Origin of the sequence: Parvibaculum sp. (assembly GCF_046297875.1) — a bacterium.
Classification (GTDB): domain Bacteria; phylum Pseudomonadota; class Alphaproteobacteria; order Parvibaculales; family Parvibaculaceae; genus Parvibaculum.
Genome location: NZ_JBKBHD010000001.1, coordinates 2751169 through 2772055, shown reverse-complemented (window position 1 = coordinate 2772055; position 20887 = coordinate 2751169). Strand labels below are relative to the sequence as shown.

Here is a 20887-nt window from a genome sequence, read left to right as displayed (position 1 = left end):
GCGGAGGTCAGGCTGTGAGCCGCACAAAAGGCAGGGGAAGATTCGGCATCGTCGATGTCGGCTCGAATTCCGTGCGCCTCGTCGTCTACGCGGCGGCGGAGCGGAACCCCGTTCTCGTCTTCAACGAAAAGGTCATGGCGGGTCTTGGCCGCTCGCTTGCCTCGACGGGCCGTCTCGACCCGAAGGGAATCGCGCGGGCGCTGGATGCCTTGCGCCGCTTCATGGCCTTGCGCGACCAGATCGGCGTCGAAACGCTTGTCGTGGCCGCGACGGCGGCGGTGCGCGACGCGGAAGACGGACCCGAATTTCTCGAAAAGGCGGAAAGGATTTGCGGCTTCAAGATCGACCTCCTGTCAGGTGTCGATGAAGCCCGGTTTGCCGCTCAAGGTGTACTCTCAGGGATTCCCGAAGCGGACGGGCTGGTCGGCGATCTGGGCGGCGGCAGTCTGGAGCTTGTGCCCGTATCGGGCGGCAAGGCAGGCCCCGGTGCCACGCTGCCGCTCGGTCCGCTCCGCCTGATCGATCTTGCTCACGGCAGCCTTGCCGAAGCCGAAGCCGTGGTCGATCGCGCGCTGGGCGAACAGACCTGGGCGAAGGAACATCAGAGCAAGCGCCTCTATGCGGTCGGCGGCGTCTGGCGAAATCTCGCCCGCATCCATATGGCCCAGCGCAACTATCCGATCCATGTGCTGCACCAATATGTGATCCCGGCGCGCGAAGCCTCCGAAATTTCCCGCGTGATCGAGAAGCTTGGTCCGAAGTCACTGGCACAGATACCGGACGTGTCCGAGCGTCGTGTGGAGGCGCTGCCCTTCGGCGCATTGGTCCTCGACAAGCTGATAGGCGCGCTCAAGGCGAAGGAAGTCGTGATCTCGGCCTATGGGCTGCGCGAAGGCATATTGTTCGACCGCCTCGACAAGAAGGAGCAGGCGAAGGACCCGCTGATCGCCGGCTGCCATGACCTTGCAGGACGGCTGGCGCGCTTTCCGCAGCATGGCGACGAATTCTTCAAGTGGACGGAGCCGCTCTTTGCCGATGACGTGCTTGCGGAAACGCCGCAGGAGGCGCGGCTGCGCCACGCAGCCTGCATCCTCGCCGATATCGGCTGGTACGTGCATCCCGACTACCGCGCGCATTACGCAATGACGCAGATCCTGCTCGCGCCTTTCTCCGGCGTCGATCATCCGGGACGCCTGTTTCTCGCCCGTGTCGGTTATCACCGCCACGAGGGCAGGGGCGAACCTGAGTTGCTCGGCAATCTCTCGGGCTTCATCACGGAGCGCGAGCATGAACGCGCACTCGTGATCGGCCTCGCGCTCCGCCTCGCCTTCACGCTCTCCGGCGCCACGATGGGTATGTTGCCGCGAACGCGCTTCGATGTGACGAAGAGCGGTGTGACATTGGTCGTACCGAAGAAATATGAGGCGCTGATCGGCGAGATCGTCTCAAAACGTCTCTCCGCGCTTGCCCGCGCGCTTGGCCGCAAGAGCGATATCAGGATCGGGAAATAGCGTCAGCCGCGGCCTGTCTCGATCAGCACGATCTTCTTGCCCTTTGCGCCGATGGCGAGTTCGCCGCGCTTCAGGCGCAACGCATCCTCTCCGAACAATTCGCGCCGCCAGCCCTTGAGGGCAGGCACATCCGCTTCCTGATGTGCGGCAATGAGTTCGAGATCGGAGACATTGGCGACGAGCTTCTGCGCCACGTCATGCTCCTCGCATTTCAGCTTGAGCAGCACTTTCAGCAATTCGACCAGCGGGCCGATGCCGGCGGGCAGCGGTTCCGGCCCTTCGACGACGGGAATATCCTCTTCCTTCATGGCGAGGCCGCGCTCGATCGCTTCCATCAGGCTTGCCGCCGAACGGCTGTTCGAGAAGCCCTTGGGCACGGCGCGAAGCCCGTCGAGGTCGGACAGGCTTTTCGGAATCTGCGTTGCGATCTCGTAGAGGGCATCGTCTTTCATGATGCGTGAGCGCGGCATGTCGCGCTCCTGCGCCTGGCGTTCGCGCCAGGCCGCAATCTCGACCAGCACGGCAAGCCCGCGCGTACCTCGGAACCGGCCCTTGAGCCGCTTCCAGGCATTCTCCGGCCGCATGGCATAGGTCTCGGGGTCCTGCAGGACCGCCATTTCCTCCGCTACCCAGTGAACGCGGCCCGTCTGCGTCAGGCGCTTTGCCAGCACTTCATAGACGGTGCGCAGATAGGTGACGTCCGCCATCGCATATTGCAGCTGTTTTTCGGAGAGGGGGCGCCGCGACCAGTCGGTGAAGCGCGACGACTTGTCGACATTGCCGCCCGCGAGCTTGCGCACAAGCGTTTCGTAGCCGATCGAGTCGCCGAAACCGCAGACCATGGCCGCGACCTGCGTGTCGAACAGCGGATCGGGGATGGCATCGCCCTCATGGAAGAAGATTTCGATGTCCTGCCGCGCGGCATGAAACACCTTCACGACCTTGCGGTTCTTCATCAGCTTGTAGAAGGGCGCAAGATCGATATCGGGCGCCAGAGGGTCGACAATGACCTCGTCCTCGGGCCCGGCCAGCTGGATCAGGCAGAGGACCGGCCAGAAGGTCGAATCCCGCATGAATTCCGTATCGACCGTGACATATCCGGCCGTTGAAAGCCGGTCACAGGCGGCCTTAAGGGCCTCGTTCGTCGTGATAATTTCCATGCGCCGCTCTATAGCCGATCTCGCCCACCCTGTCGCGGGTCGAGACAAGAGGGCGGGAGGGGCAGGCGCCCTTGACAAGGGCCGCCGATCCGTGCGCTTTTGCCGGTCGCCGGGGGTACTTCTTTGATGATCCTCCGCCGATTCGTTCTTGAATCTCAAGGCCTTATGACAATGAGCAGTTTTCGCAGCCACAGCTGTGGCGAGCTTCGCAAGTCGCATGTGGGCGAAACCGTCCGCCTCTCCGGCTGGGTCCACCGCAAGCGGGACCATGGCGGCCTGCTTTTCATCGATTTGCGCGACAATTACGGCCTGACCCAGCTCGTTTTCGACCCCGACCGGGCGGCGGCCTTCGGCCTCGCCGAAAAGGTCCGCTCCGAATATGTGGTCTCGATCGAGGGGCAGGTCGTCGCGCGCTCTGCGGAAACCGTAAATCCGAACTTGCCGACAGGGGATATCGAGATTGCCGTTTCGGCGCTGGAAGTGCTCTCCGAAGCGCAGGATCTGCCCCTGCCGGTCTTTGGCGAGCCTGACTACCCCGAAGACATTCGTCTGACCTACCGCTTCCTCGATCTGCGCCGCGAGACGCTGCACAGGAACATCCTGCTGCGCTCGAAAATCATTGCCTCGATCCGCCGCCGCATGACGGAAGCAGGCTTCAACGAATTCCAGACGCCGATCCTCACGGCTTCGAGCCCGGAAGGCGCGCGCGACTTCCTCGTGCCATCGCGCATCCATCCCGGCAAGTTCTACGCCCTGCCGCAGGCGCCGCAGCAGTTCAAGCAGCTCATCATGGTGGCGGGCTTCGACCGCTATTTCCAGATCGCGCCCTGTTTCCGCGACGAGGACGCACGCGCCGACCGCTCGCCCGGCGAGTTCTATCAGCTTGATGTGGAAATGAGCTTCGTCAACCAGGACGACGTCTTCTCATCCATCGAGCCTGTGCTGCACGGCCTCTTTGAAGAGTTTGCGGGCGACCGCAAGGTCTCGCCCTATCCCTTCATCCGCATTCCCTATGCCGAAGCGATGCGCAAATACGGTTCCGACAAGCCGGACCTGCGCAACCCGATCGAGATGCAGAACGTCACGGATCACTTCCGTGGCTCGGGCTTCAAGGTCTTTGCAGGCATGATCGAAAAGGACTCGAAGGTCGAGGTCTGGGCGATCCCGGCGCCGGGCGGCGGCAATCGCGCCTTCTGCGATCGCATGAATTCATGGGCGCAAGGCGAAGGCCAGCCGGGCCTCGGCTACATTTTCTTCCGCGAGGAAGCGGGCGCGCTAGAAGGCGCAGGCCCCGTCGCGAAGAATATCGGCCCTGAGCGCACCGAAGCGATCCGCACCCAGCTCGGACTGAAGGCGGGCGATGCCGTCTTCTTCGTCGCCGGACAGCCGGGCAAGTTTGCGAGCTTTGCCGGTCAGGCCCGCACGCGCGTCGGCACCGAGCTTGGCCTCGTGGAAGAGGGTGTCTTCAAGTTCTGCTGGATCGTCGACTTCCCGATGTATGAATGGAACGAGGACGAAAAGAAGATCGACTTCTCGCACAACCCGTTTTCCATGCCGAACTATCCGCTCGACAAGTTTCTCACGCTCGGCAAGGACGATGCGGACGAAATCCTCGGCATCACCGCCTTCCAGTATGACATCGTCTGTAATGGCGTGGAGCTTTCTTCCGGCGCCATCCGGAACCACAAGCCGGATGTCATGTACAAGGCCTTCGAGATCGCGGGCTACGACAAGTCGGTGGTCGAGACCAAGTTCGGCGGCATGCTCAACGCCTTCAAGTTCGGTGCGCCGCCGCATGGCGGGCTCGCGCCCGGCGTCGACCGCATGGTGATGCTGCTGGCGGGTGTCGAAAACCTCCGTGAGGTGACGATGTTCCCGATGAACCAGCAGGCGCAGGACCTGCTGATGCAGGCGCCGTCCGAAGTCGAGCCGAAGCAGCTCAAGGAACTGCACATTCGTCTGGCGTTGCCGCTCGAGAAGAAGAAGGAAGGCTGACAAGGCTGCGGCGAAGAGCCCGGTTGCACTTCGCCTCGCTTGCCGTCAGGCTTGTCCGCACTACCTGAAAATGTCAGGAGGACAATGCCCATGCCCGACCTTATCTGGATCGTCGTCGCAGACGGTGAGAACTGCCGCTTTCTTGCGAGCGCGAAGCGCAATGCTGATCCCGTATCAGCCATGCCCGACATGAAGGTCGAAAACCCGCCGACGCGCGAGCAGGTGAGCGACAAGCAGGGGCGTAACTTCGAGAGCACCGGCACGCGGCGTTCTGCCTATGAACCGCCGACCGATCCTCACCGGCAGGGCAAGCGCGATTTCGCAAAAAAGATTGCCGATATACTGCTCGAGAAGGCGCGCGCGCGGGCCTTCGACAAGCTCATCCTTGTGGCGCCGCCCACCATGCTTGGCGATCTCAGGGCCGAGTTGTCCGGCGAGGCGCTGGACAGGTTGATTGGCGAGGTGAACAAGGACTATACCCGGTTCACCCCGCGCGAAATCAAGGAGGCGCTCTCGGACCAGTTCAAGGTTTGAGAGCGGCGGCCCTTACTGGCCGGGAGGCGGCGTCGTTTCCTCGAATACGGGGATCGGCAGGGCATCGACCGGAATGATATTGCCGTTCGAGGCGCTGATGGCGCTGCCCGCGACATTTGCCCCGAAATCCATGCTTCCATAGCGGATCGGGCTCGCCGTGCCATCGATCCTTACCTTGCCGCGCTGAAGCGTGGTTGCTTCCGTGACCTTGCCCGTCAGGCTCTCAGGCGTGTGGCGGCCGCTGACGATCTGATAGAGCAGCAGGGCGCGGGCATTTTCCTTCACGCTCGGGTTTTCGCCCGTGAGCATGTCGTCGACACCGCCGGGCTGGCGGGCCAATGCCTCGTCGGTCGGCGCGAAGACCGTGATGTTGTTTTCCGAATAGCGGAACTTCAGATCGTTCGCCTCGATCATCTTCACGAGCGTCGAGAACTGCGGATCGGCCTTCAGCGTTTCAAGTACATTGGCAGCGAAGGCTGGAGCGGCGGAAAAAGCGCTCATTGCAAGTGCCGCGAGAAAGATGCCGGTTCTTTTCATCTCTTTGCCTTTCGATTGGCGGTCAATCCCTGAATGGAGCCACCCGATAAGCATATCTAGTGTGCGATTTTGACCGGAATGCGACATTTATCCGCGCTCGGGCAAGGCCAGCGGCGCCGCAATAAAAAAGGGGAGTGGCAAGGCCACCCCCTCCGTCCTTATGTGCCCCGTATCAGAACGGGAGAATGTAATGCAGCGTCAGGGCATGCGCCGTGAGGTTGTCAGCACCATTGCCGCCGGGCATGACAACCCAAGAAGGGCAAAAAGCCCCCGTCCGAGCCACCCAATAAAAAACTTATCCCCTCCCCTTATAGAGCCCCCATATTCATTCCACTCGCTCCATGGAAGGCGCGTCCGGACTGGCCGAAGGCGTGGAGAGGGGTTGCGGCCTGCGAAAGACGGTACCAGACCGTCTTTCCCGGGAGGCAAGGGACGAGCCGGGTATTACGGCCCGGGGCCGTCACCGCCGATAAAAGCGGCTGGCGGTCTTGAAAGACACTCTCCCTCCGGAAAACCGCAATGCGCGGGGCGGAACGTGAACCGCCCTTACATGTGCCACATGTCACATGCGAGATACATGGTGTTTGCGTTCTCTGCCCCGCGCACTTCCACCTTGCGTGATCCGCTTCGCGCGCATCCGTGTGGCTTCTGCCGCGCGGCGGTTACGCTTTCGCGTGATCGCCGACGTGCTTTTTCAAGGCGGTGAGAATATCGGCGGGGCGGAACGGCTTGGCGATGTGATCGTCCATGCCGGCCTCGAAACAGGCCTCGCGGTGATGCTGCATGGCATTTGCCGTGAGCCCGAGTATGGGCGCCGCGAAGCCCATTTCGCGCAGCTTCCTCGTTGCCGTCAGCCCGTCCATGACAGGCATCATCACGTCCATGAAGACGACATCGAAGACCGCTTCCCTGACCGCGTCGAGCGCCTGCTGGCCGTCGAAGGCATAGACGGGTTCGATGCCCGCGATCGCGAGGACCGAGCCGATGACCTTGCGGTTCACCGCATTGTCCTCAACGACGAGAACGGCGATCGGCGCTTTCGCTCCCTTGGTTTCAACGCCGACGGGCGGCGGCGTGGCGGGCTGCACCGGCGCCACCGGAACGATCGCCTCGGCGGGCGCAGTGCCGGCGGCAAGCGGCAGCGTCACGGTGAAGCAGGACCCCTTGCCGGGTTCGCTCTGCACCTCGATCCGGCCGTCCATGGCGCCGACCAGGCGCGAAACGATGGCGAGGCCGAGTCCGGTTCCTTCCACGCGCGCACCGGCCTCGTCCTGCACGCGCTCGAATTCGCGGAAAATGCTCTCCGTTTTGTCGGCCGGAATGCCACGCCCGGTATCCGTGACCTTCATGACGAGATCGAGGCCGGCGTCGGTCGGGCGCGTTTCCGCGGCGAGCGACACTTCGCCTGCATCCGTGAACTTCACGGCATTGCCGAGAATATTGAACAGGATCTGCGAAATACGGTCCGGGTCGCCCTTGAGCCAGATGCGCGTCGAGAGCGGCAGCACGGCATTGAAACGTAGCCCCTTTGCTTCCGCACGTCCGGCCATCATGTCGCAGACCGTATGCAGCAGCTTCTCGGCATCGAAGTCGCGCTTCGCAATCTCGACACGGCCCGCCTCGAGCTTCGCCATGTCGAGCACGTCGTTGATGATCGAGAGCAGCATTTCGGCGGAGCTGCGGGCCGTCTTGATGAGGTCGAGCTGGTCGCCGGAAACGCCGCTTTCGGTGAGCATGTCGAGCATGCCCATCACGCCCGTCATCGGCGTGCGGATTTCGTGGCTCATCGACGCCAGAAAAGCGCTCTTGGCGGCGCTGGCGTTCTTGGCCTCGTCGCGCGCGGCGACAAGCTGTTCCTCGGCCTGCTTGCGGGCCGTGATGTCCTGGATCTGCGAGATGAAATAGAGCGGCGTGTTGTTTTCCGCCCGCAGTATGGAGACTGCGAGATTGACCCAGATGGTGCCGCCATCCTTGCGGAAGTATCGCTTCTCCATCTGATAGGTGGTGCGCATCCCTTCAACGCACTCATGCAGATGGTCGAGATCGATTTCCAGATCGTCGGGATGCGTGACGTCCTGGAAAGTGCGTGTCCGAAGTTCTTCTTCCGAGTAGCCAAGCATCCGGCAGAGCGACTCGTTCACCTGCATGAAGGCGCCATCGAGCCCGACCAGTGCAATGCCGTGCGCCGCGCCCATCAACGCCATGCGGAAGCGCTGGTCGTTCTCGACATTCAGCGTTTCGGCGGTGCAGTCCTGAACGAGGCCCCAGGCGGATTTCTCCGTCCGGCCGAGACAGAACACGCGAACGGCGACCGGATCGTCGCGCAGCGTGAAACTCGCGAGGGCGCTGTCGCCCTCCTTGCAGGTTTGCAACCATGAATCGAGCCGCGCCATCGACGGCGTACGTACCTTGCTCTTCGAATACAACTTGCGGGGCGCATTGCGCGCGTCGAGCGTGTCGTTGAGCAGGTCGATCTCACCGCTCTCCGCGTCCCATTTCCAGCGGCCGATTGCGAATGCCTCCGCGACTGCGGCCATGAGATGTGGCGGCACAGGGGCACGGGCATCCGGGTCCGGCGCAGTTTTTTTGTCGGCGAGGCTCATCGGCGCGTTCCATCCTCCGCTCCCGGACTCCAGAAAGGCCGGGAAACCTTGGAATTATTGCAGCAGGGGATTAACCATCCCTTTCCGGATCGCACCAATACGAAAAGCGCGGAGTCTTGGTACGGATTTACTTGAGCAGATTGCGAATATTGAGTTGACCGCCCCAAACTGGGACGCCCAAATTTGGCGTTTCATTTTAAGGGGGAAGAATCCAGTGAAACAGTTTGTAAAACTTGCAGCGGCGACAGCCGTTCTTGCGGCGCTTTCCGCGCCTGCCTTCGCCAATGAAGTCAAAGTTGGCTTTTGACCTGCCCCCCGGAAACTGGACCGTTTGAAGCTGGAAAATTCTAATTTACCAGCCCAGCCGGTCCAAGGTTGGGGGCAAGTTCATGACGAACTCTTTGGGTAGCAAAGACGGCAGCAGATTGGGGTTGTTGTTCGAGACTGCATTCAGAAGCTTCTCTAGTTCTTTTCGATGAGCTTCACTTCCTCCGTCTGGGTATATCCGAGAGATAAGCGAAACGATCTGCTCGGCATGACCGGATTTGGTATTGCAGGCAAGGCATGACGGAAATTCCAGACCGGCAGGGCGCTGTTTGAAATCGAAGAGTTGCCGTGGCGGCATATGATCGCAAGTGCTAGCGGGTGTGTCTCCGCCGCAGTAAATGCAGTGCGGATACTTCTCTAAAATTCTAGCCAATCGAGATTTTCGCGGTCGATCTTTGTTCATCCACCTTCTCAACTACACCCGCTCGTGCCTCCGCAGGTGTCGCACTTCAGGCACGTCCCGTTCCTGACCATCGTGAAATTCCCGCATTCGCTGCAGGCTTCGCCTTCATAGCCCTTCATGCGGGCTTCGGCGACGCGGGACATGGTGCCGCCGGATGAGGCGACGCTGACGGAGCCCGACGCGACTGCCGCGAAGCTTTCACCGGAGCCAGTGCGCATCAGCGCGCCTGCGGCCATGACTTCGGCCTTGATCGTCTGTTCGCGGACGGCGGGTGCGGCGGCAGCTTCAGCAGCGCCCGCGCGGGCCGTGGCAGCCGCTCCGCCGCGCACGACATAGAGGTTCGCCATTTGCGGCATGCGCGTATAGCCGGGGCTCACCACGGCGGCGGCCGGCATGGCAGGCGCCTTGCCTTCGTCCGCACCGTCGCCCATCGCGTCGAAGGCGAGTTCCTTCGGATCGACATGGCCGAGATCGGAGCGGCCAAGATAGGAGACGGCAAGCTCGCGGAAAACATAGTCGAGGATAGATGTTGCGTTCTTGATCCGGTCATTGCCCTGCACGAGGCCCGCAGGCTCGAAGCGCGTGAAGGTGAAGGCCTCAACATATTCCTCGAGCGGCACGCCATATTGGAGGCCAAGCGAGACGGCGATGGCAAAATTGTTCATCAGCGAGCGGAAGGCAGCGCCTTCCTTGTGCATGTCGATGAAGATTTCGCCGATCTTCCCGTCATCATATTCGCCGGTGCGCAGATAGACCTTGTGGCCGCCGACCAGCGCCTTCTGCGTATAGCCCTTGCGGCGGTCGGGGAGGCGGTCGCGGGTCTTCTCCGAGGCGACGACGCGCTCGGCAAGCTCCATCACGCTGCGCTCGGCAACGATACGGGCGCGCTCGGCCTGCGGCTGTGCGATGAGCGTCTCGACCGCGCTTTCCTCGTCCTCGTCTTCCACGTCGTCTTCGAGAAGCTGGGCATTGAGCGGTTGCGACAGCTTGGAGCCGTCGCGGTAAAGCGCATTGGCTTTCAGGCCAAGCTTCCAGGAAAGCATGTAGCTCTCCTTGCATTCCTCGACGCTGGCCGCATTCGGCATGTTGATGGTCTTGGAAATGGCGCCCGAGATGAAGGGTTGGGCCGCCGCCATCATGCGGATATGGCTTTCGACCGAGAGAAAGCGCGTGCCGGTGCGTCCGCAAGGATTGGCGCAGTCGAAGACCGGAAGATGTTCGTCCTTCAGGCCCGGTGCGCCTTCAAGCGTCATCGCGCCGCAGACATGGAGATTCGCGGCCTCGATTTCCTGTTTCGTGAAACCAAGGGCGGAGAGCATGTCGAAATCGAGATCGTCCATCGCGTGCGCGTCGAGGCCGAGCGTCTCCGTGCAGAAATCCTCGCCAAGCTGCCACTTGTTGAAGACGAAGCGGATGTCATAAGCGGTGGCGAGCGCTTGTTCGATCACCTCGATCTTTTCCGGCGTGAAGCCGAGCGAGGCAAGGCGGTCGTGATTGATGCCGGGCGCCGTTGCGAGCGTGCCGTGGCCCACCGCATATTTAACGATGGTCTCGATCTCGGCATCGGTGTAGCCGAGCGTACGCAGCGCCTGCGGCACGGCGCGATTGATGATCTTGAAATAGCCGCCGCCCGCGAGCTTCTTGAACTTCACCAGCGCGAAATCGGGCTCGATGCCGGTCGTGTCGCAATCCATGACGAGGCCGATCGTGCCGGTCGGCGCAATCACCGTCGCCTGTGCGTTGCGATAGCCGTAGCGTTCGCCCATCGCGACCGCGAGATCCCATGAAGCGCGCGCATGATCGACGAGATCGGATTGCGGGCAGGAAGCGGCATCGAGCGGCACGGGATAGACCGACAGCTCTTCATAGCCGCCGTTGAGGCCATGCGCCGCACGGGCGTGGTTGCGCATCACGCGGAGCATGTGCTCGCGGTTGTCCGCATAGCCGGGGAAGGGGCCAAGCTCCTTCGCCATCTGGGCGGATGTTGCGTAGGAAACGCCGGTCATGATGGCGCTGATCGCGGCAGTGAGCGCGCGCGCCTCGCGCGAGTCGTAGCCAAGGCCGCCCGACATCAGCAGCCCGCCGATATTGGCGAAGCCGAGACCGAGCGTGCGGTAGCGGAAACTGCGTTCTGCAATCTCGCGGCTCGGGAACTGTGCCATGAGAACGGAAACTTCCAGCACGATGGTCAGAAGCTTCACCGCATGCTCGAAGGCTTCCACGTCGAAACGGCCATCGGCCTCGCGGAACTGGATCAGGTTGATCGAGGCGAGGTTGCAGGCCGTGTCGTCGAGGAACATATATTCCGAACACGGATTGCTGGCGCGGATCGGGCCGGAGGCAGGGCAGGTGTGCCAGTCATTGATGGTGGTGTGATACTGGATGCCGGGGTCGGCGCTCGCCCAGGCGGCCACGCCGATCTTTTCCCACAGCTCGCGCGCGGGCAGACGCTTCGTCACATTGCCATTAAGGCGGCTTGTGAGCGACCATTCCTCGTCCTGTTCGACGGCGCGCAGGAACGCATCCGTCACGCGAACCGTATTGTTCGAGTTCTGACCCGAGACGGTGAGATAGGCTTCCGAGTCCCAGTCCGTATCGTAGACGTCGAATTCGATGTCGCTATAGCCTTGGCGCGCGAACTGGATGACGCGCTGGACATAATTCTCCGGCACATGCGCCTTGCGGGCGGCCGAGATTTCGCGTTTCAGCGCCGGGTTCTTCTTCGGATCGAAACAGGCATCGCCATCCGCCTCGCAATTCACGCAGGCGCGCATGATGGCGGCGAGGTGTTTGCGGTTCACCTTCGAGCCGGTGACGAGTGCCGCGACCTTCTGCTCCTCCTTCACCTTCCAGTCGATGAAATCCTCGATGTCGGGATGGTCGATATCGACGATGACCATTTTCGCTGCGCGCCGCGTCGTGCCGCCGGATTTGATGGCGCCTGCCGCGCGGTCGCCAATCTTGAGGAAGCTCATCAGGCCCGATGACTTGCCGCCGCCGGAGAGCGATTCATCCTCGCCGCGAAGGGTCGAGAAATTGGAGCCGGTGCCCGAGCCATATTTGAAGAGCCGCGCCTCCCGCACCCAGAGATCCATGATGCCGTTCTCGTTGACGAGATCGTCGTTCACGCTCTGGATGAAACAGGCATGGGGCTGCGGATATTCGTATGCCGTATCGGTCGGCGCGGTGATGCCGGTCGCGGGGTCGGTGCGCCAATGGCCTTGCGCCGGGCCGTCGATGCCATAGGCCCAGTGGAGGCCGGTGTTGAACCATTGAGGGGAATTAGGCGCGGCGATCTGCGCCGCCAGCATGAAACGGTGTTCGTCATAGAAGGCGCGGGCGTCCGCCTCCGAGTCGAAATAGCCGCCCTTCCAGCCCCAATAGGTCCAGGTGCCGGCAAGGCGGTCGAAGACCTGCCGCGCATCGCGCTCCGGGCCGAAACGGTCTTCCGGGCGCAGCGCCTCGAGCGCATCCGTATCGGGCACACGGCGCCAGATGAACTCGGGCATGCCCTCTTCCGGGACCGATTTCAGAACGGCGGCGACACCCGCCTTGCGGAAATATTTCTGGGCCAGCACGTCGCAGGCGACCTGGCTCCACTCGGCGGGGACATGAATATCCTGCAGGTGGAAGACGACCGAGCCGTCGGGGTTACGGATTTCGCTCGCCGTGGTCCTGAACTCGATCCCCTCGTAAGGCGACTGGCCCTCGACGGTGAAACAACGCTGGATACGCATTCTGGCCCCCGGTTTTCCGCACTTTTCATCTGCCCTGCAGGAGAGGAGGGAGCCGGTTCCGGGTTCGGTCAGGGCGCAAAATCCCGTCGCGCCGGGCACATCTGGACCTCCCACCTAAGTGTTTGATTCCAAAGTACCTTCGCCGCCGGAGGTTTGTGACCTTGTATGATGCCCGCTTGTTGCTCGTGCCTCTCCCCTGAGGGAAGTGAAATCCTAGGGACGATGCCGGGGGGCCGTCAAGCCAAAGTCACAAGATATAGATGTTGCAGGCACTCAAGCTACGAGATCGGGTGGCGCCACCACCCGAATCGACGGGTTAACAATGCGGAAACGCCTTGTCTGATATGAATCGTCAGCGAAGCCCAGAAGAGGTGGAGACCGCAAGGTGGGTGAACTAAGCACGGCTTATGGCAAGGACTTGAAGTCGCTGAAAATCCTCATGGTCGAGGATAATGGCGGCATGCGGCTGCTGTTGCGCACGATGCTCAGCACCTTCGGCATTTCCACCGTGCGCCAGGCGCGTGACGGCACGGACGGGCTTATGGAACTTCAGCTCCATGACATCGACCTTGTCATCTCCGACTGGGAGATGCAGCCGATGAACGGTCGCGATTTCATCACCAGTGTCCGCTCCATCGGCAACGAGCCGGTCTGTTTCACGCCCATCATCGTGCTGACCGGCCATGCCTCGCATTCGCTTATCAAGGAAGCCTTCGAGATCGGCGCGACGCATCTGCTGGTGAAGCCGGTGACGCCGGCAAGCCTGCTGCACCGGATCGAATGGGTGCTGCACGACGACCGCCAGTTCGAGCGGGCAGGCGATATCTACCGCCAGCCCATGCTGCTCAAGGAGCGCGAGGGCCTCAAGCGCGCCAAGGCCGTCGGCCAGACCACCTGGTCGCTGGAATAAGCCCGAGCTGCAGGCCGCCAAGGCTGGACCCGGCCTTCCCCGAATGTCATATTCTGCCCGTTTTCCGGCCCCCTCCGGCCGGAATCGCGTCTAGAATAGAAGTTGACCGGCCCTTGCCGCCGCTTCCAACGGGATATGCCTTTCATGGGTTTGTTTTCTGAAATCTTCATCTGGTGGGACAGCCAGACCATGGGCACACGCTTCCACACCTGGCGCAATGGCCGGCTGGTGGGCGAAGACGGTGAGGGCAACCGCTACTATGAGGACAAAAACGGCCGGGCGATCGGCGGCTATGTCCGCCGCTGGGTGATCTATAACGGGCTTGCCGAAGCCTCGCGCGTGCCTGCCGACTGGCATGGCTGGCTCCACCACACGGTGGACACGCCGCCGACCGAAGAAAACTACACACCGCGCGGCTGGCAGCAGCCGCATCTCCCGAACCTCACCGGCACGCCCCATGCGTGGCGACCGGACGGCAGCCTGCACAAGGGCGGCCACCGCCCGCAGGCGACCGGCGACTATCAGGCCTGGCGGCCCGAGTAATTTCACGTCTGCTCCGGCACGGAGCGATTAGCGGGGAGCCCCATGCAAAGCAATCTCGTAGAAACGCTGATCGGTACGGTGGTTGTCGCTGTGGCGGCCGTATTCCTTTTCTACGGCTATTCGTCGTCGGGCATGAGGAGTTCGTCCGGCTATCAGGTGAAGGCAGCCTTCAGCGCCGTGGATGGCCTTGCCAATGGAGCCGATGTGCGCATGTCGGGCATCAAGATCGGAACGGTGGTCCGTCAGGCACTTGATCCCGACACCTATCAGGCGGTGGTCACGCTCGACATTGCCAGCAACGTGAAGGTGCCGGATGACAGCAGCGCCAAGATCACGAGCGAGGGTCTGCTCGGCGGCAGCTATATTTCCGTCACGCCCGGCGGCAGCGACGACATGCTGACGAGCGGCGGCGAGATCATGTTTACGCAGGGCTCGGTCGATCTGATGAGCCTGATCGGTCAGGCCGTCTTCTCCGCCACGGATAGCGGCAGCAACTAGCTCAGCGCGGCAGGGCCGGGGGGCTCTCAGGAGTTTCGATGCGTCACCGTCATCTCTCGCTGCCCGGCGCAATGCTTGCGCTTTTCGCCGCATTGCCTGCGCCGGCTCTTGCCGAGAAATTTCCTGTCGCCGTATTCAGCGGTCTCGACAAGATCACCGCGCGCGTCGACAGCTTCGAGGCGAAAGTCGATGAGCCCCTGCGCTTCGGCTCGCTTGAAGTGCTGGTGCGCGATTGCGACAAGAGGCCGCCCGAAGAGCCGCCCCGGACAGCGGCCTATGTCGAAATCCGGCAGCTTGACCGCGACGACGATGGGGAAGCGCATGGCAATCAAGCACCGCCGATCTTCAAGGGCTGGATGTTTGCGGAAAGCCCCGGCCTCAATGCGCTGGAGCATCCGGTCTACGACATCTGGGTGACCGACTGCAAAATGTAGTCTGGCGCCGCATCCTGCGGCATCGCGTGAAAATCTGCCCGCTGGGCGGTCGCGTGGGCAAGGCGGCCGCGGTACTCGTCGCGTGAAATCTCCACGGCGCCGAACTGGGCGAGATGCGACGTGACGAACTGCGTATCGAGCAGCTGGTAGCCGCCGCGAATGAGCCGCGCGACGAGATAGACGAGCGCGACCTTGCTCGCATCGGTCTCGCGCGAAAACATGCTCTCGCCGAAAAACGCCGCGCCGAGCGATACGCCGTACAACCCGCCGATGAGTTTGTCCTCCCGCCAGCATTCGACGGAATGGGCGCGGCCGCGCGCATTCAATTCGCAGTAGAGCGCAAGGATACGTTCGTTGATCCATGTCCCGTCGCGGCCGGGCGCAGCATCCGCGCAGCCGAGCATTACCTCGCGAAATGCCGTGTCGATGCGGATGTCGAAAGGCCGGTGGCGGATGGTGCGGGCGAGGCGCTTCGGCACATGAAAGCGGTCGAGAGGGAGGATGCCGCGCCGCTCGGGGTCGATCCAGTAAAGCTCTGGATCGTCGCGCGCTTCCGCCATCGGAAACACGCCATAGGCATAGGCCCGGAGCAGCATTTCGGCATTGATGTCGCTCACGCCCGCTCCCTCGCCATATCCGCGGCGGCGGTCAGGACTTCTTCTTCAGGAAGTCCTCAAGCCAGTGAATGTGATACTCGCCATTCATGAAGTCCGGCTCGTTCACCAGTTCCTGAAAAAGCGGAATCGTGGTCTTGATACCGTCGATGACGAACTCGTGCAGCGTACGGCGCAGCCGCATCAGGCATTCATTGCGATTGCGCCCATGCACCACGAGTTTGCCGATCAGGCTGTCGTAGTAGGGCGGGATGCGGTAGCCGGAATAGACCGCGCTGTCGACGCGCACGCCAAGCCCGCCCGGCGTGTGGAAATCCTTGATGGTGCCGGGCGACGGCGCGAAGGTGCGCGGATCTTCGGCATTGATGCGGCATTCCACGGCATGGCCGTTGAACTGCACATCCTCCTGCCGGAAGCTCATTTCGAGGCCTGCGGCGATGCGGATCTGCTCGCGCACAAGGTCGATGCCCGTTACCGCTTCGGTGATCGGATGTTCGACCTGGAGGCGGGTATTCATCTCGATGAAGAAGAATTCGCCATTCTCGTAAAGAAATTCCACGGTGCCGACGCCGAGATAGCCGAGCTTCTTGATGGCGCGGGATACGATACCGCCGATTTCCGCGCGCTGCTGCTCATTGAGGGCGGGCGAAGGGCACTCTTCGAGCACCTTCTGGTGGCGGCGTTGCAGCGAACAGTCGCGTTCGCCGAGATGCGCCACATTGCCATGGGCATCGGCGATCACCTGCACCTCGATATGGCGCGGCTGGCCGAGATATTTTTCCATGTAGAGCGCGTCGTCGCCGAAAGCGGCCTTCGCTTCGGCGCGCGCTGTGGAGAGTGCGGAGGACAGTTCCTCGCGCGAACGGGCAACCTTCATGCCGCGCCCGCCGCCGCCCGCCGCCGCCTTGACGAGAACGGGATAGCCCGTCTCCTCTGCGACCTTGTAGGCCTGCTCGTCGCTGGTGATGGCGCCGTCCGAACCCGGCACGCAAGGGATGCCGAGTTCCTTCGCAGTGATCTTCGCCTGGATCTTGTCGCCCATCAGGCGGATATGATCGCCGCTCGGGCCGATAAAGGTGATGCCATGCGCCTTCAGGATGTCGGCGAACTTGGCATTCTCGGAGAGAAAGCCGTAGCCCGGATGGACTGCATCCGCCCCCGTGATCTCGCAGGCGGAAATGATCGCCGGAACATTGAGATAGCTCTCGCTCGCAGGCGCGGGGCCAATACAGACGCTCTCGTTTGCGAGGCGGACATGCATCGCATCCGCATCCGCCGTGGAATGCACGGCGACCGTCTTGATGCCCATTTCGCGGCAGGCGCGGTGGACGCGCAGCGCAATCTCGCCGCGATTTGCAATGAGAACTTTCTCGAACATGAGGGGGTGCCCGCCCTTACTCGATCACGAAAAGCGGCTCGCCGAACTCGACCGGCTGGCCGTCATCGACGAGAACGCGCGTGAGCTTGCCGGAGCGCGGCGCCGGAATGTGATTCATGGTCTTCATCGCCTCGATGATGAGGATCGTCTGACCTTCGGTGACGTTCGAGCCGGGCTGCACGAAGACGGACGCACCGGGCTCGGGCGCAAGATAGGCCGTGCCGACCATCGGCGAGGGAACGGTGCCGGGATGCGGTGCGCTGCTGTCGGCGGCGGGCGCTGCCGCGGCGGAGGCACCAACGGACACGGGCGCAGGCGTCGCAACATGCGCGACAGCCGATACCATCTGGCGCGCGACGCGCAGCCGGAGGCTCTCCGTCTCGATTTCTATTTCGCTCAGATCCGTCTCCGTAAGGAGGGCGGCGAGCTGCCGGATCAGTTCCTGGTCGACGCCTGATTTGCTCATCTCGCTCTTCTTGCTTTCCTGTTTACTCGCGGACTTCGTGGTCGCTGCCGGGGTTTTCGATGCCAAGGCTTGTCGCCCCTCTCAAAGTTTTGATTTGATCGCCTCGAGCGCGAGGTCGTAGCCGACGACGCCGAGGCCGCAAATGACGCCCGTGGCGACGGGCGAGATCATGGAATGGTGCCGGAAGGCTTCGCGCTTGTAGACATTCGAGATGTGAACCTCGATCACCGGAATATCGAGCGTGGCGAGCGCATCGTGAATGGAGATGGAGGTGTGCGAATAGGCGCCCGCATTGATGACGACGCCCGAGCCCATCGTCCGCGCTTCCTGAATCCAGTCGATGAGTTCGCCCTCATGGTTCGACTGGTGGCAGATGACGGCAAGGCCGAGCGTCTTTGCGCGCGCTGCCACCTGCTTCTCGATCGCGGCAAGCGTGGTCGAACCGTAGATATGCGGCTCGCGCTGGCCGAGCAGATTGAGGTTCGGCCCGTTCAGCACATAGACCGGCTTCGCAACAGCCTTGATCTTCGCGGCCGGCTTCGCCTTTGCCTTGGGAGCAACCGCTTTGGAGCTGGGTCTGGCCATCGGGTCGAGGGCTTTCTGGGCAGGTGCCGGAGGCCGGCGCTTGGGTTATGGAGGGGAACCTATCGGGCCGCAAAAGGGCGAAAATAAGGTGCCCCGGCCGACGCTTCGCCCCGAATCGTGGACTTCTTTATACGCAAAGCGGGGGGACAGGAAAAGCCTTGCCGCCACAATGGGTTGGTCCTGCCGCAAGGGCAGGGAGGGGGTGGGAGGGGCCTTGTTCCCCGCGCTTCTCTTCATGTTGTCATTGCCGGGCTCGACCCGGCAATCCAGGGGCGGGAGGCACGGCGCAAGCGGCTCTGGACCCCCGGGTCAAGCCCGCGGGTGACAGTTCAATTGAAAGGGGTTCCCGCCTTGAAACTGCCTCCCCCCGCCGCCATTATCCGCGCCAAAGGAAAGGCATGGGCAAGGCGTGAAACTGACGGTGAACGGCGAGGAGCGCGAGGTGACGGGCCCGATGACAGTGCTCGGCCTTGTCGAGAGCTTCGGCCTCGCCCCGCAAAAGATCGCGGTGGAGCGGAACCTCGAAATCGTGCCGCGCTCGGCCTATGCGGAAGTGGCGCTCCGCGACGGCGACCGCATCGAGATCGTGAATTTTGTCGGCGGCGGCTGAGGCGGCCCCAGAGGAGTATGCAGTGACGGAAGCGGCGAAAAGCATCGAGGCGGACGACGAAACATTCGAGGTCGCGGGGCGGAAGCTCAAATCGCGGCTCATCGTCGGCACGGGCAAATATAAAAGCCTCGCCGAGAACGCCGCCGCCGTGGAAGCGGCAGGCGCCGAAATCGTCACCGTCGCCGTGCGCCGCGTGAACGTCACCAATCCGAACGAGCCGATGCTGGTCGACTACATCGACCCGAAAAAGATCATCTATCTGCCGAACACGGCCGGCTGCTACACGGCGGAAGACGCAGTGCGCACGCTCCGCCTCGCGCGGGAAGCGGGCGGCTGGAACCTCGTGAAGCTCGAAGTGCTTGGCGACCAGAAGACGCTTTATCCCGACATGGTGGAGACGCTCCGCGCGGCGGAAGCCCTGTTGAAGGACGGCTTCGAGGTCATGGTCTATTGCAGCGACGATCCGATCATGGCGAAGAAACTCGAAGACATGGGCTGTTGCGCGATCATGCCGCTGGCAGCGCCTATCGGCTCCGGCCTCGGCATCCAGAACCCGGTGAATATCCGCCTCATCATCGAACAGGCGAAAGTGCCTGTACTGGTCGATGCGGGCGTCGGCACGGCGTCGGACGCTGCCATTGCGATGGAGCTCGGCTGCGACGGCGTGCTGATGAACACCGCCATTGCCGAAGCAAAAGACCCGATCCGCATGGCCCGCGCGATGAAACTCGCGGTGGAAGCGGGACGGCTTGCCTATCTGGCAGGGCGTATGCCGAAGAAGATGTATGCCGACCCCAGCTCGCCGCTGGCAGGGCTGATTTGACCCCGCATCACTTCGCGCAGGCGACGCAATGCGTGCTGACGGGTTCGATCTCGAGCCGCTTCATGCCGATGAAGTCGCCGCAGGCGAGGCAATAGCCGAATTCACCCTGTTCCATGCGTGTGATCGCCTGCTGGATGAGCGTACGGCGCTGCTTGCGGCGTGTGTTGACGGCTTCCGCCATCGCCTGCGCTTGCATCGCATCCATGCGCGACAGGCGGCCGACGCTTTGCTGATCGAGCGCGACGGGCTTCCGGTCGGCCGAGGTGTCGTCTGACTGGCGCTGCAGCTCCTCAAGCTCGGCCAGAAGCCGTGGCTCGAACAGACGTCTCAGTTCCTCGTCGTCAGGCTCGCCCATCGCCTTGCCTCACCTGAACAGTACCACCGGCACCTTGCAGGACCGAATCATCTCTGTTGTCGTTGAGCCGATGATAAGGCTTCGGATGCGCGAATGGCCATAGGCCCCCATCACGAGAAGGCCGATCTTCTGCGAATCCACATGCGCTGCGATGGCCGCTTCCGGCGCACCGGGGGCGACAAAGGCTTTGACGGTGAAACCGGCTGATTGCAGCCGTGCATCCGCCTCGTCGAGTTTGCGGCGGAGATCGGCACTCGCATCGCCCGCCATCAGGAGGTGGCATTCGAGCCCGGCGAAAAGGGCGCCCGCCGCCACATGCTCCACCGCTTTGAGGCTGCTTGGGCCGCCATCGAAAGCAATCAGGAAACGCTCAGGCGCATGGAAGGCGCGGGCCGCGATATAGACCGGCTTGTGGCTGGCGCGCACGATGCGCTCGATATTCGAGCCAAGATGGAGCCGGGCGAAATCCGCCGCCTCGCCGCGCTTACCGATCACCAGCATGTCGGCGTCCGCTTCCGCTTCCGCGGTCGTCTCGACGATATCGGCAATGCGAAGCCGCGTCGTGACGGGGCCAGCACCCGCCGCCTCGACCACCGCCTTGGCGTCGTCGAGAATGGCGCGGCCGCGCTGCTGCTGCAGCTTCGCGCGCTGTTCGTCGAGCGCGGTGAGTTCTTCCAGCAGGGCGCTGCGTGCGCCGAGTGCGATGCTGCCGCTGAGATCGTTGCTTTCGGCGCCTTGGCGCCGGCCGAGCACATGCAGCAGTTCGACCGCGGCGCTGAGGCGCGAAGCGATCCAGGCGGCATTTTCGCAGACGCTGCGCGAATAGATCGAGCCATCCACCAGCGCGACGATTTTCTTCGTCAT

19 protein-coding genes are annotated in these 20887 nt (G+C 62.5%); 9 read left to right on the top strand and 10 right to left on the bottom strand.

The window, feature by feature from the left end; all coding sequences use genetic code 11:
- Positions 1-14: 14 nt before the first annotated feature.
- Positions 15-1511, top strand: a complete 1497-nt coding sequence (locus ACK4FH_RS13695; protein WP_409814666.1) for a Ppx/GppA family phosphatase — start codon at positions 15-17, stop codon at positions 1509-1511.
- A 2-nt stretch (positions 1512-1513) separates the two neighbouring features.
- On the opposite strand, the gene rnd is transcribed toward ACK4FH_RS13695, so the two are convergent.
- A complete protein-coding gene (gene rnd, locus ACK4FH_RS13690; RefSeq protein ID WP_409814663.1) occupies positions 1514-2671 on the bottom strand; it encodes a ribonuclease D in 1158 nt (385 codons plus the stop codon).
- A gap of 171 nt (positions 2672-2842) precedes the next feature.
- Here rnd and aspS point away from each other — a divergent pair, with 171 nt between their 5' ends.
- Together aspS and ACK4FH_RS13680 are read left to right on the top strand one after the other, a co-directional pair.
- Positions 2843-4666, top strand: coding sequence for an aspartate--tRNA ligase (gene aspS, locus ACK4FH_RS13685; protein ID WP_409814660.1), 1824 nt, complete (start codon positions 2843-2845; stop codon positions 4664-4666).
- Between the two features lie 90 nt (positions 4667-4756).
- Positions 4757-5200, top strand: coding sequence for a host attachment protein (locus tag ACK4FH_RS13680; protein WP_409814657.1), 444 nt, complete (start codon positions 4757-4759; stop codon positions 5198-5200).
- Positions 5201-5212: 12 nt separating this feature from the next.
- Here ACK4FH_RS13680 and ACK4FH_RS13675 read toward each other — a convergent pair whose 3' ends face one another.
- The 3 genes from ACK4FH_RS13675 to ACK4FH_RS13665 all read right to left on the bottom strand — a co-directional run bounded on the left by ACK4FH_RS13675 (position 5213) and on the right by ACK4FH_RS13665 (position 12807).
- Entirely contained in the window at positions 5213-5701 is a 489-nt protein-coding gene (locus ACK4FH_RS13675; protein ID WP_409814654.1) for a fasciclin domain-containing protein, read from the bottom strand.
- A gap of 698 nt (positions 5702-6399) precedes the next feature.
- Complete coding sequence (locus ACK4FH_RS13670; RefSeq protein WP_409814651.1) at positions 6400-8340, bottom strand: PAS domain S-box protein; 1941 nt, start codon at positions 8338-8340, stop codon at positions 6400-6402.
- A 738-nt stretch (positions 8341-9078) separates the two neighbouring features.
- On the bottom strand, positions 9079-12807 hold the full coding sequence (locus tag ACK4FH_RS13665; RefSeq protein WP_409814650.1) for a vitamin B12-dependent ribonucleotide reductase: 3729 nt from the start codon (positions 12805-12807) through the stop codon (positions 9079-9081).
- A gap of 385 nt (positions 12808-13192) precedes the next feature.
- Between ACK4FH_RS13665 and ACK4FH_RS13660 the strand changes: the two genes are divergently transcribed.
- The 4 genes from ACK4FH_RS13660 to ACK4FH_RS13645 all read left to right on the top strand — a co-directional run bounded on the left by ACK4FH_RS13660 (position 13193) and on the right by ACK4FH_RS13645 (position 15192).
- Complete coding sequence (locus tag ACK4FH_RS13660) at positions 13193-13717, top strand: response regulator (RefSeq protein WP_409814648.1); 525 nt, start codon at positions 13193-13195, stop codon at positions 13715-13717.
- Positions 13718-13861: 144 nt separating this feature from the next.
- The gene (locus ACK4FH_RS13655; RefSeq protein WP_409814645.1) at positions 13862-14260 is read left to right on the top strand and encodes an NADH:ubiquinone oxidoreductase subunit NDUFA12; all 399 of its coding nucleotides are present in this window, start codon (positions 13862-13864) and stop codon (positions 14258-14260) included.
- A gap of 42 nt (positions 14261-14302) precedes the next feature.
- Positions 14303-14758, top strand: coding sequence for an outer membrane lipid asymmetry maintenance protein MlaD (gene mlaD, locus ACK4FH_RS13650; protein ID WP_409814642.1), 456 nt, complete (start codon positions 14303-14305; stop codon positions 14756-14758).
- 38 nt (positions 14759-14796) lie between these two features.
- Positions 14797-15192: a DUF2155 domain-containing protein gene (locus tag ACK4FH_RS13645; protein ID WP_409814640.1), complete on the top strand. Its 396-nt coding sequence runs from the start codon at positions 14797-14799 to the stop codon at positions 15190-15192.
- Here ACK4FH_RS13645 and aat read toward each other — a convergent pair.
- The 4 genes from aat to aroQ all read right to left on the bottom strand — a co-directional run bounded on the left by aat (position 15159) and on the right by aroQ (position 18235).
- A complete protein-coding gene (gene aat, locus ACK4FH_RS13640) occupies positions 15159-15788 on the bottom strand; it encodes a leucyl/phenylalanyl-tRNA--protein transferase (protein WP_409815322.1) in 630 nt (209 codons plus the stop codon). The genes ACK4FH_RS13645 and aat overlap by 34 nt on opposite strands.
- A 52-nt stretch (positions 15789-15840) precedes the next feature.
- Positions 15841-17184: an acetyl-CoA carboxylase biotin carboxylase subunit gene (gene accC / locus ACK4FH_RS13635; protein WP_409814637.1), complete on the bottom strand. Its 1344-nt coding sequence runs from the start codon at positions 17182-17184 to the stop codon at positions 15841-15843.
- Positions 17185-17200: 16 nt separating this feature from the next.
- Entirely contained in the window at positions 17201-17650 is a 450-nt protein-coding gene (gene accB, locus ACK4FH_RS13630) for an acetyl-CoA carboxylase biotin carboxyl carrier protein (protein WP_409814634.1), read from the bottom strand.
- Between the two features lie 81 nt (positions 17651-17731).
- Positions 17732-18235: a type II 3-dehydroquinate dehydratase gene (aroQ, locus tag ACK4FH_RS13625; RefSeq protein WP_409814633.1), complete on the bottom strand. Its 504-nt coding sequence runs from the start codon at positions 18233-18235 to the stop codon at positions 17732-17734.
- Positions 18236-18644: 409 nt separating this feature from the next.
- Here aroQ and thiS point away from each other — a divergent pair, with 409 nt between their 5' ends.
- A complete protein-coding gene (gene thiS / locus ACK4FH_RS13620) occupies positions 18645-18845 on the top strand; it encodes a sulfur carrier protein ThiS (protein WP_409814630.1) in 201 nt (66 codons plus the stop codon).
- 22 nt (positions 18846-18867) lie between these two features.
- Positions 18868-19668, top strand: a complete 801-nt coding sequence (locus tag ACK4FH_RS13615; RefSeq protein WP_409814627.1) for a thiazole synthase — start codon at positions 18868-18870, stop codon at positions 19666-19668.
- A gap of 7 nt (positions 19669-19675) precedes the next feature.
- On the opposite strand, the gene ACK4FH_RS13610 is transcribed toward ACK4FH_RS13615, so the two are convergent.
- Positions 19676-20023, bottom strand: a complete 348-nt coding sequence (locus ACK4FH_RS13610) for a TraR/DksA family transcriptional regulator (protein ID WP_409814625.1) — start codon at positions 20021-20023, stop codon at positions 19676-19678.
- Positions 20024-20032: 9 nt separating this feature from the next.
- Positions 20033-20887, bottom strand: coding sequence for a universal stress protein (locus tag ACK4FH_RS13605; protein ID WP_409814623.1), 855 nt, complete (start codon positions 20885-20887; stop codon positions 20033-20035).

Bases quoted from the DNA above. Each gene is read 5' to 3' on its own strand.
- rnd (WP_409814663.1), bottom strand. From the start codon at position 2,671: ATGGAAATTATCACGACGAACGAGGCCCTTAAGGCCGCCTGTGACCGG.
- aspS (WP_409814660.1), top strand. From the start codon at position 2,843: ATGAGCAGTTTTCGCAGCCACAGCTGTGGCGAGCTTCGCAAGTCGCAT.
- ACK4FH_RS13680 (WP_409814657.1), top strand. From the start codon at position 4,757: ATGCCCGACCTTATCTGGATCGTCGTCGCAGACGGTGAGAACTGCCGC.
- ACK4FH_RS13675 (WP_409814654.1), bottom strand. From the start codon at position 5,701: ATGAGCGCTTTTTCCGCCGCTCCAGCCTTCGCTGCCAATGTACTTGAA.
- ACK4FH_RS13670 (WP_409814651.1), bottom strand. From the start codon at position 8,340: ATGAGCCTCGCCGACAAAAAAACTGCGCCGGACCCGGATGCCCGTGCC.
- ACK4FH_RS13665 (WP_409814650.1), bottom strand. From the start codon at position 12,807: ATGCGTATCCAGCGTTGTTTCACCGTCGAGGGCCAGTCGCCTTACGAG.
- ACK4FH_RS13655 (WP_409814645.1), top strand. From the start codon at position 13,862: ATGGGTTTGTTTTCTGAAATCTTCATCTGGTGGGACAGCCAGACCATG.
- mlaD (WP_409814642.1), top strand. From the start codon at position 14,303: ATGCAAAGCAATCTCGTAGAAACGCTGATCGGTACGGTGGTTGTCGCT.
- ACK4FH_RS13645 (WP_409814640.1), top strand. From the start codon at position 14,797: ATGCGTCACCGTCATCTCTCGCTGCCCGGCGCAATGCTTGCGCTTTTC.
- aat (WP_409815322.1), bottom strand. From the start codon at position 15,788: ATGCTGCTCCGGGCCTATGCCTATGGCGTGTTTCCGATGGCGGAAGCG.
- accC (WP_409814637.1), bottom strand. From the start codon at position 17,184: ATGTTCGAGAAAGTTCTCATTGCAAATCGCGGCGAGATTGCGCTGCGC.
- accB (WP_409814634.1), bottom strand. From the start codon at position 17,650: ATGAGCAAATCAGGCGTCGACCAGGAACTGATCCGGCAGCTCGCCGCC.
- aroQ (WP_409814633.1), bottom strand. From the start codon at position 18,235: ATGGCCAGACCCAGCTCCAAAGCGGTTGCTCCCAAGGCAAAGGCGAAG.
- ACK4FH_RS13610 (WP_409814625.1), bottom strand. From the start codon at position 20,023: ATGGGCGAGCCTGACGACGAGGAACTGAGACGTCTGTTCGAGCCACGG.
- ACK4FH_RS13605 (WP_409814623.1), bottom strand. From the start codon at position 20,887: ATGACGAAGAAAATCGTCGCGCTGGTGGATGGCTCGATCTATTCGCGC.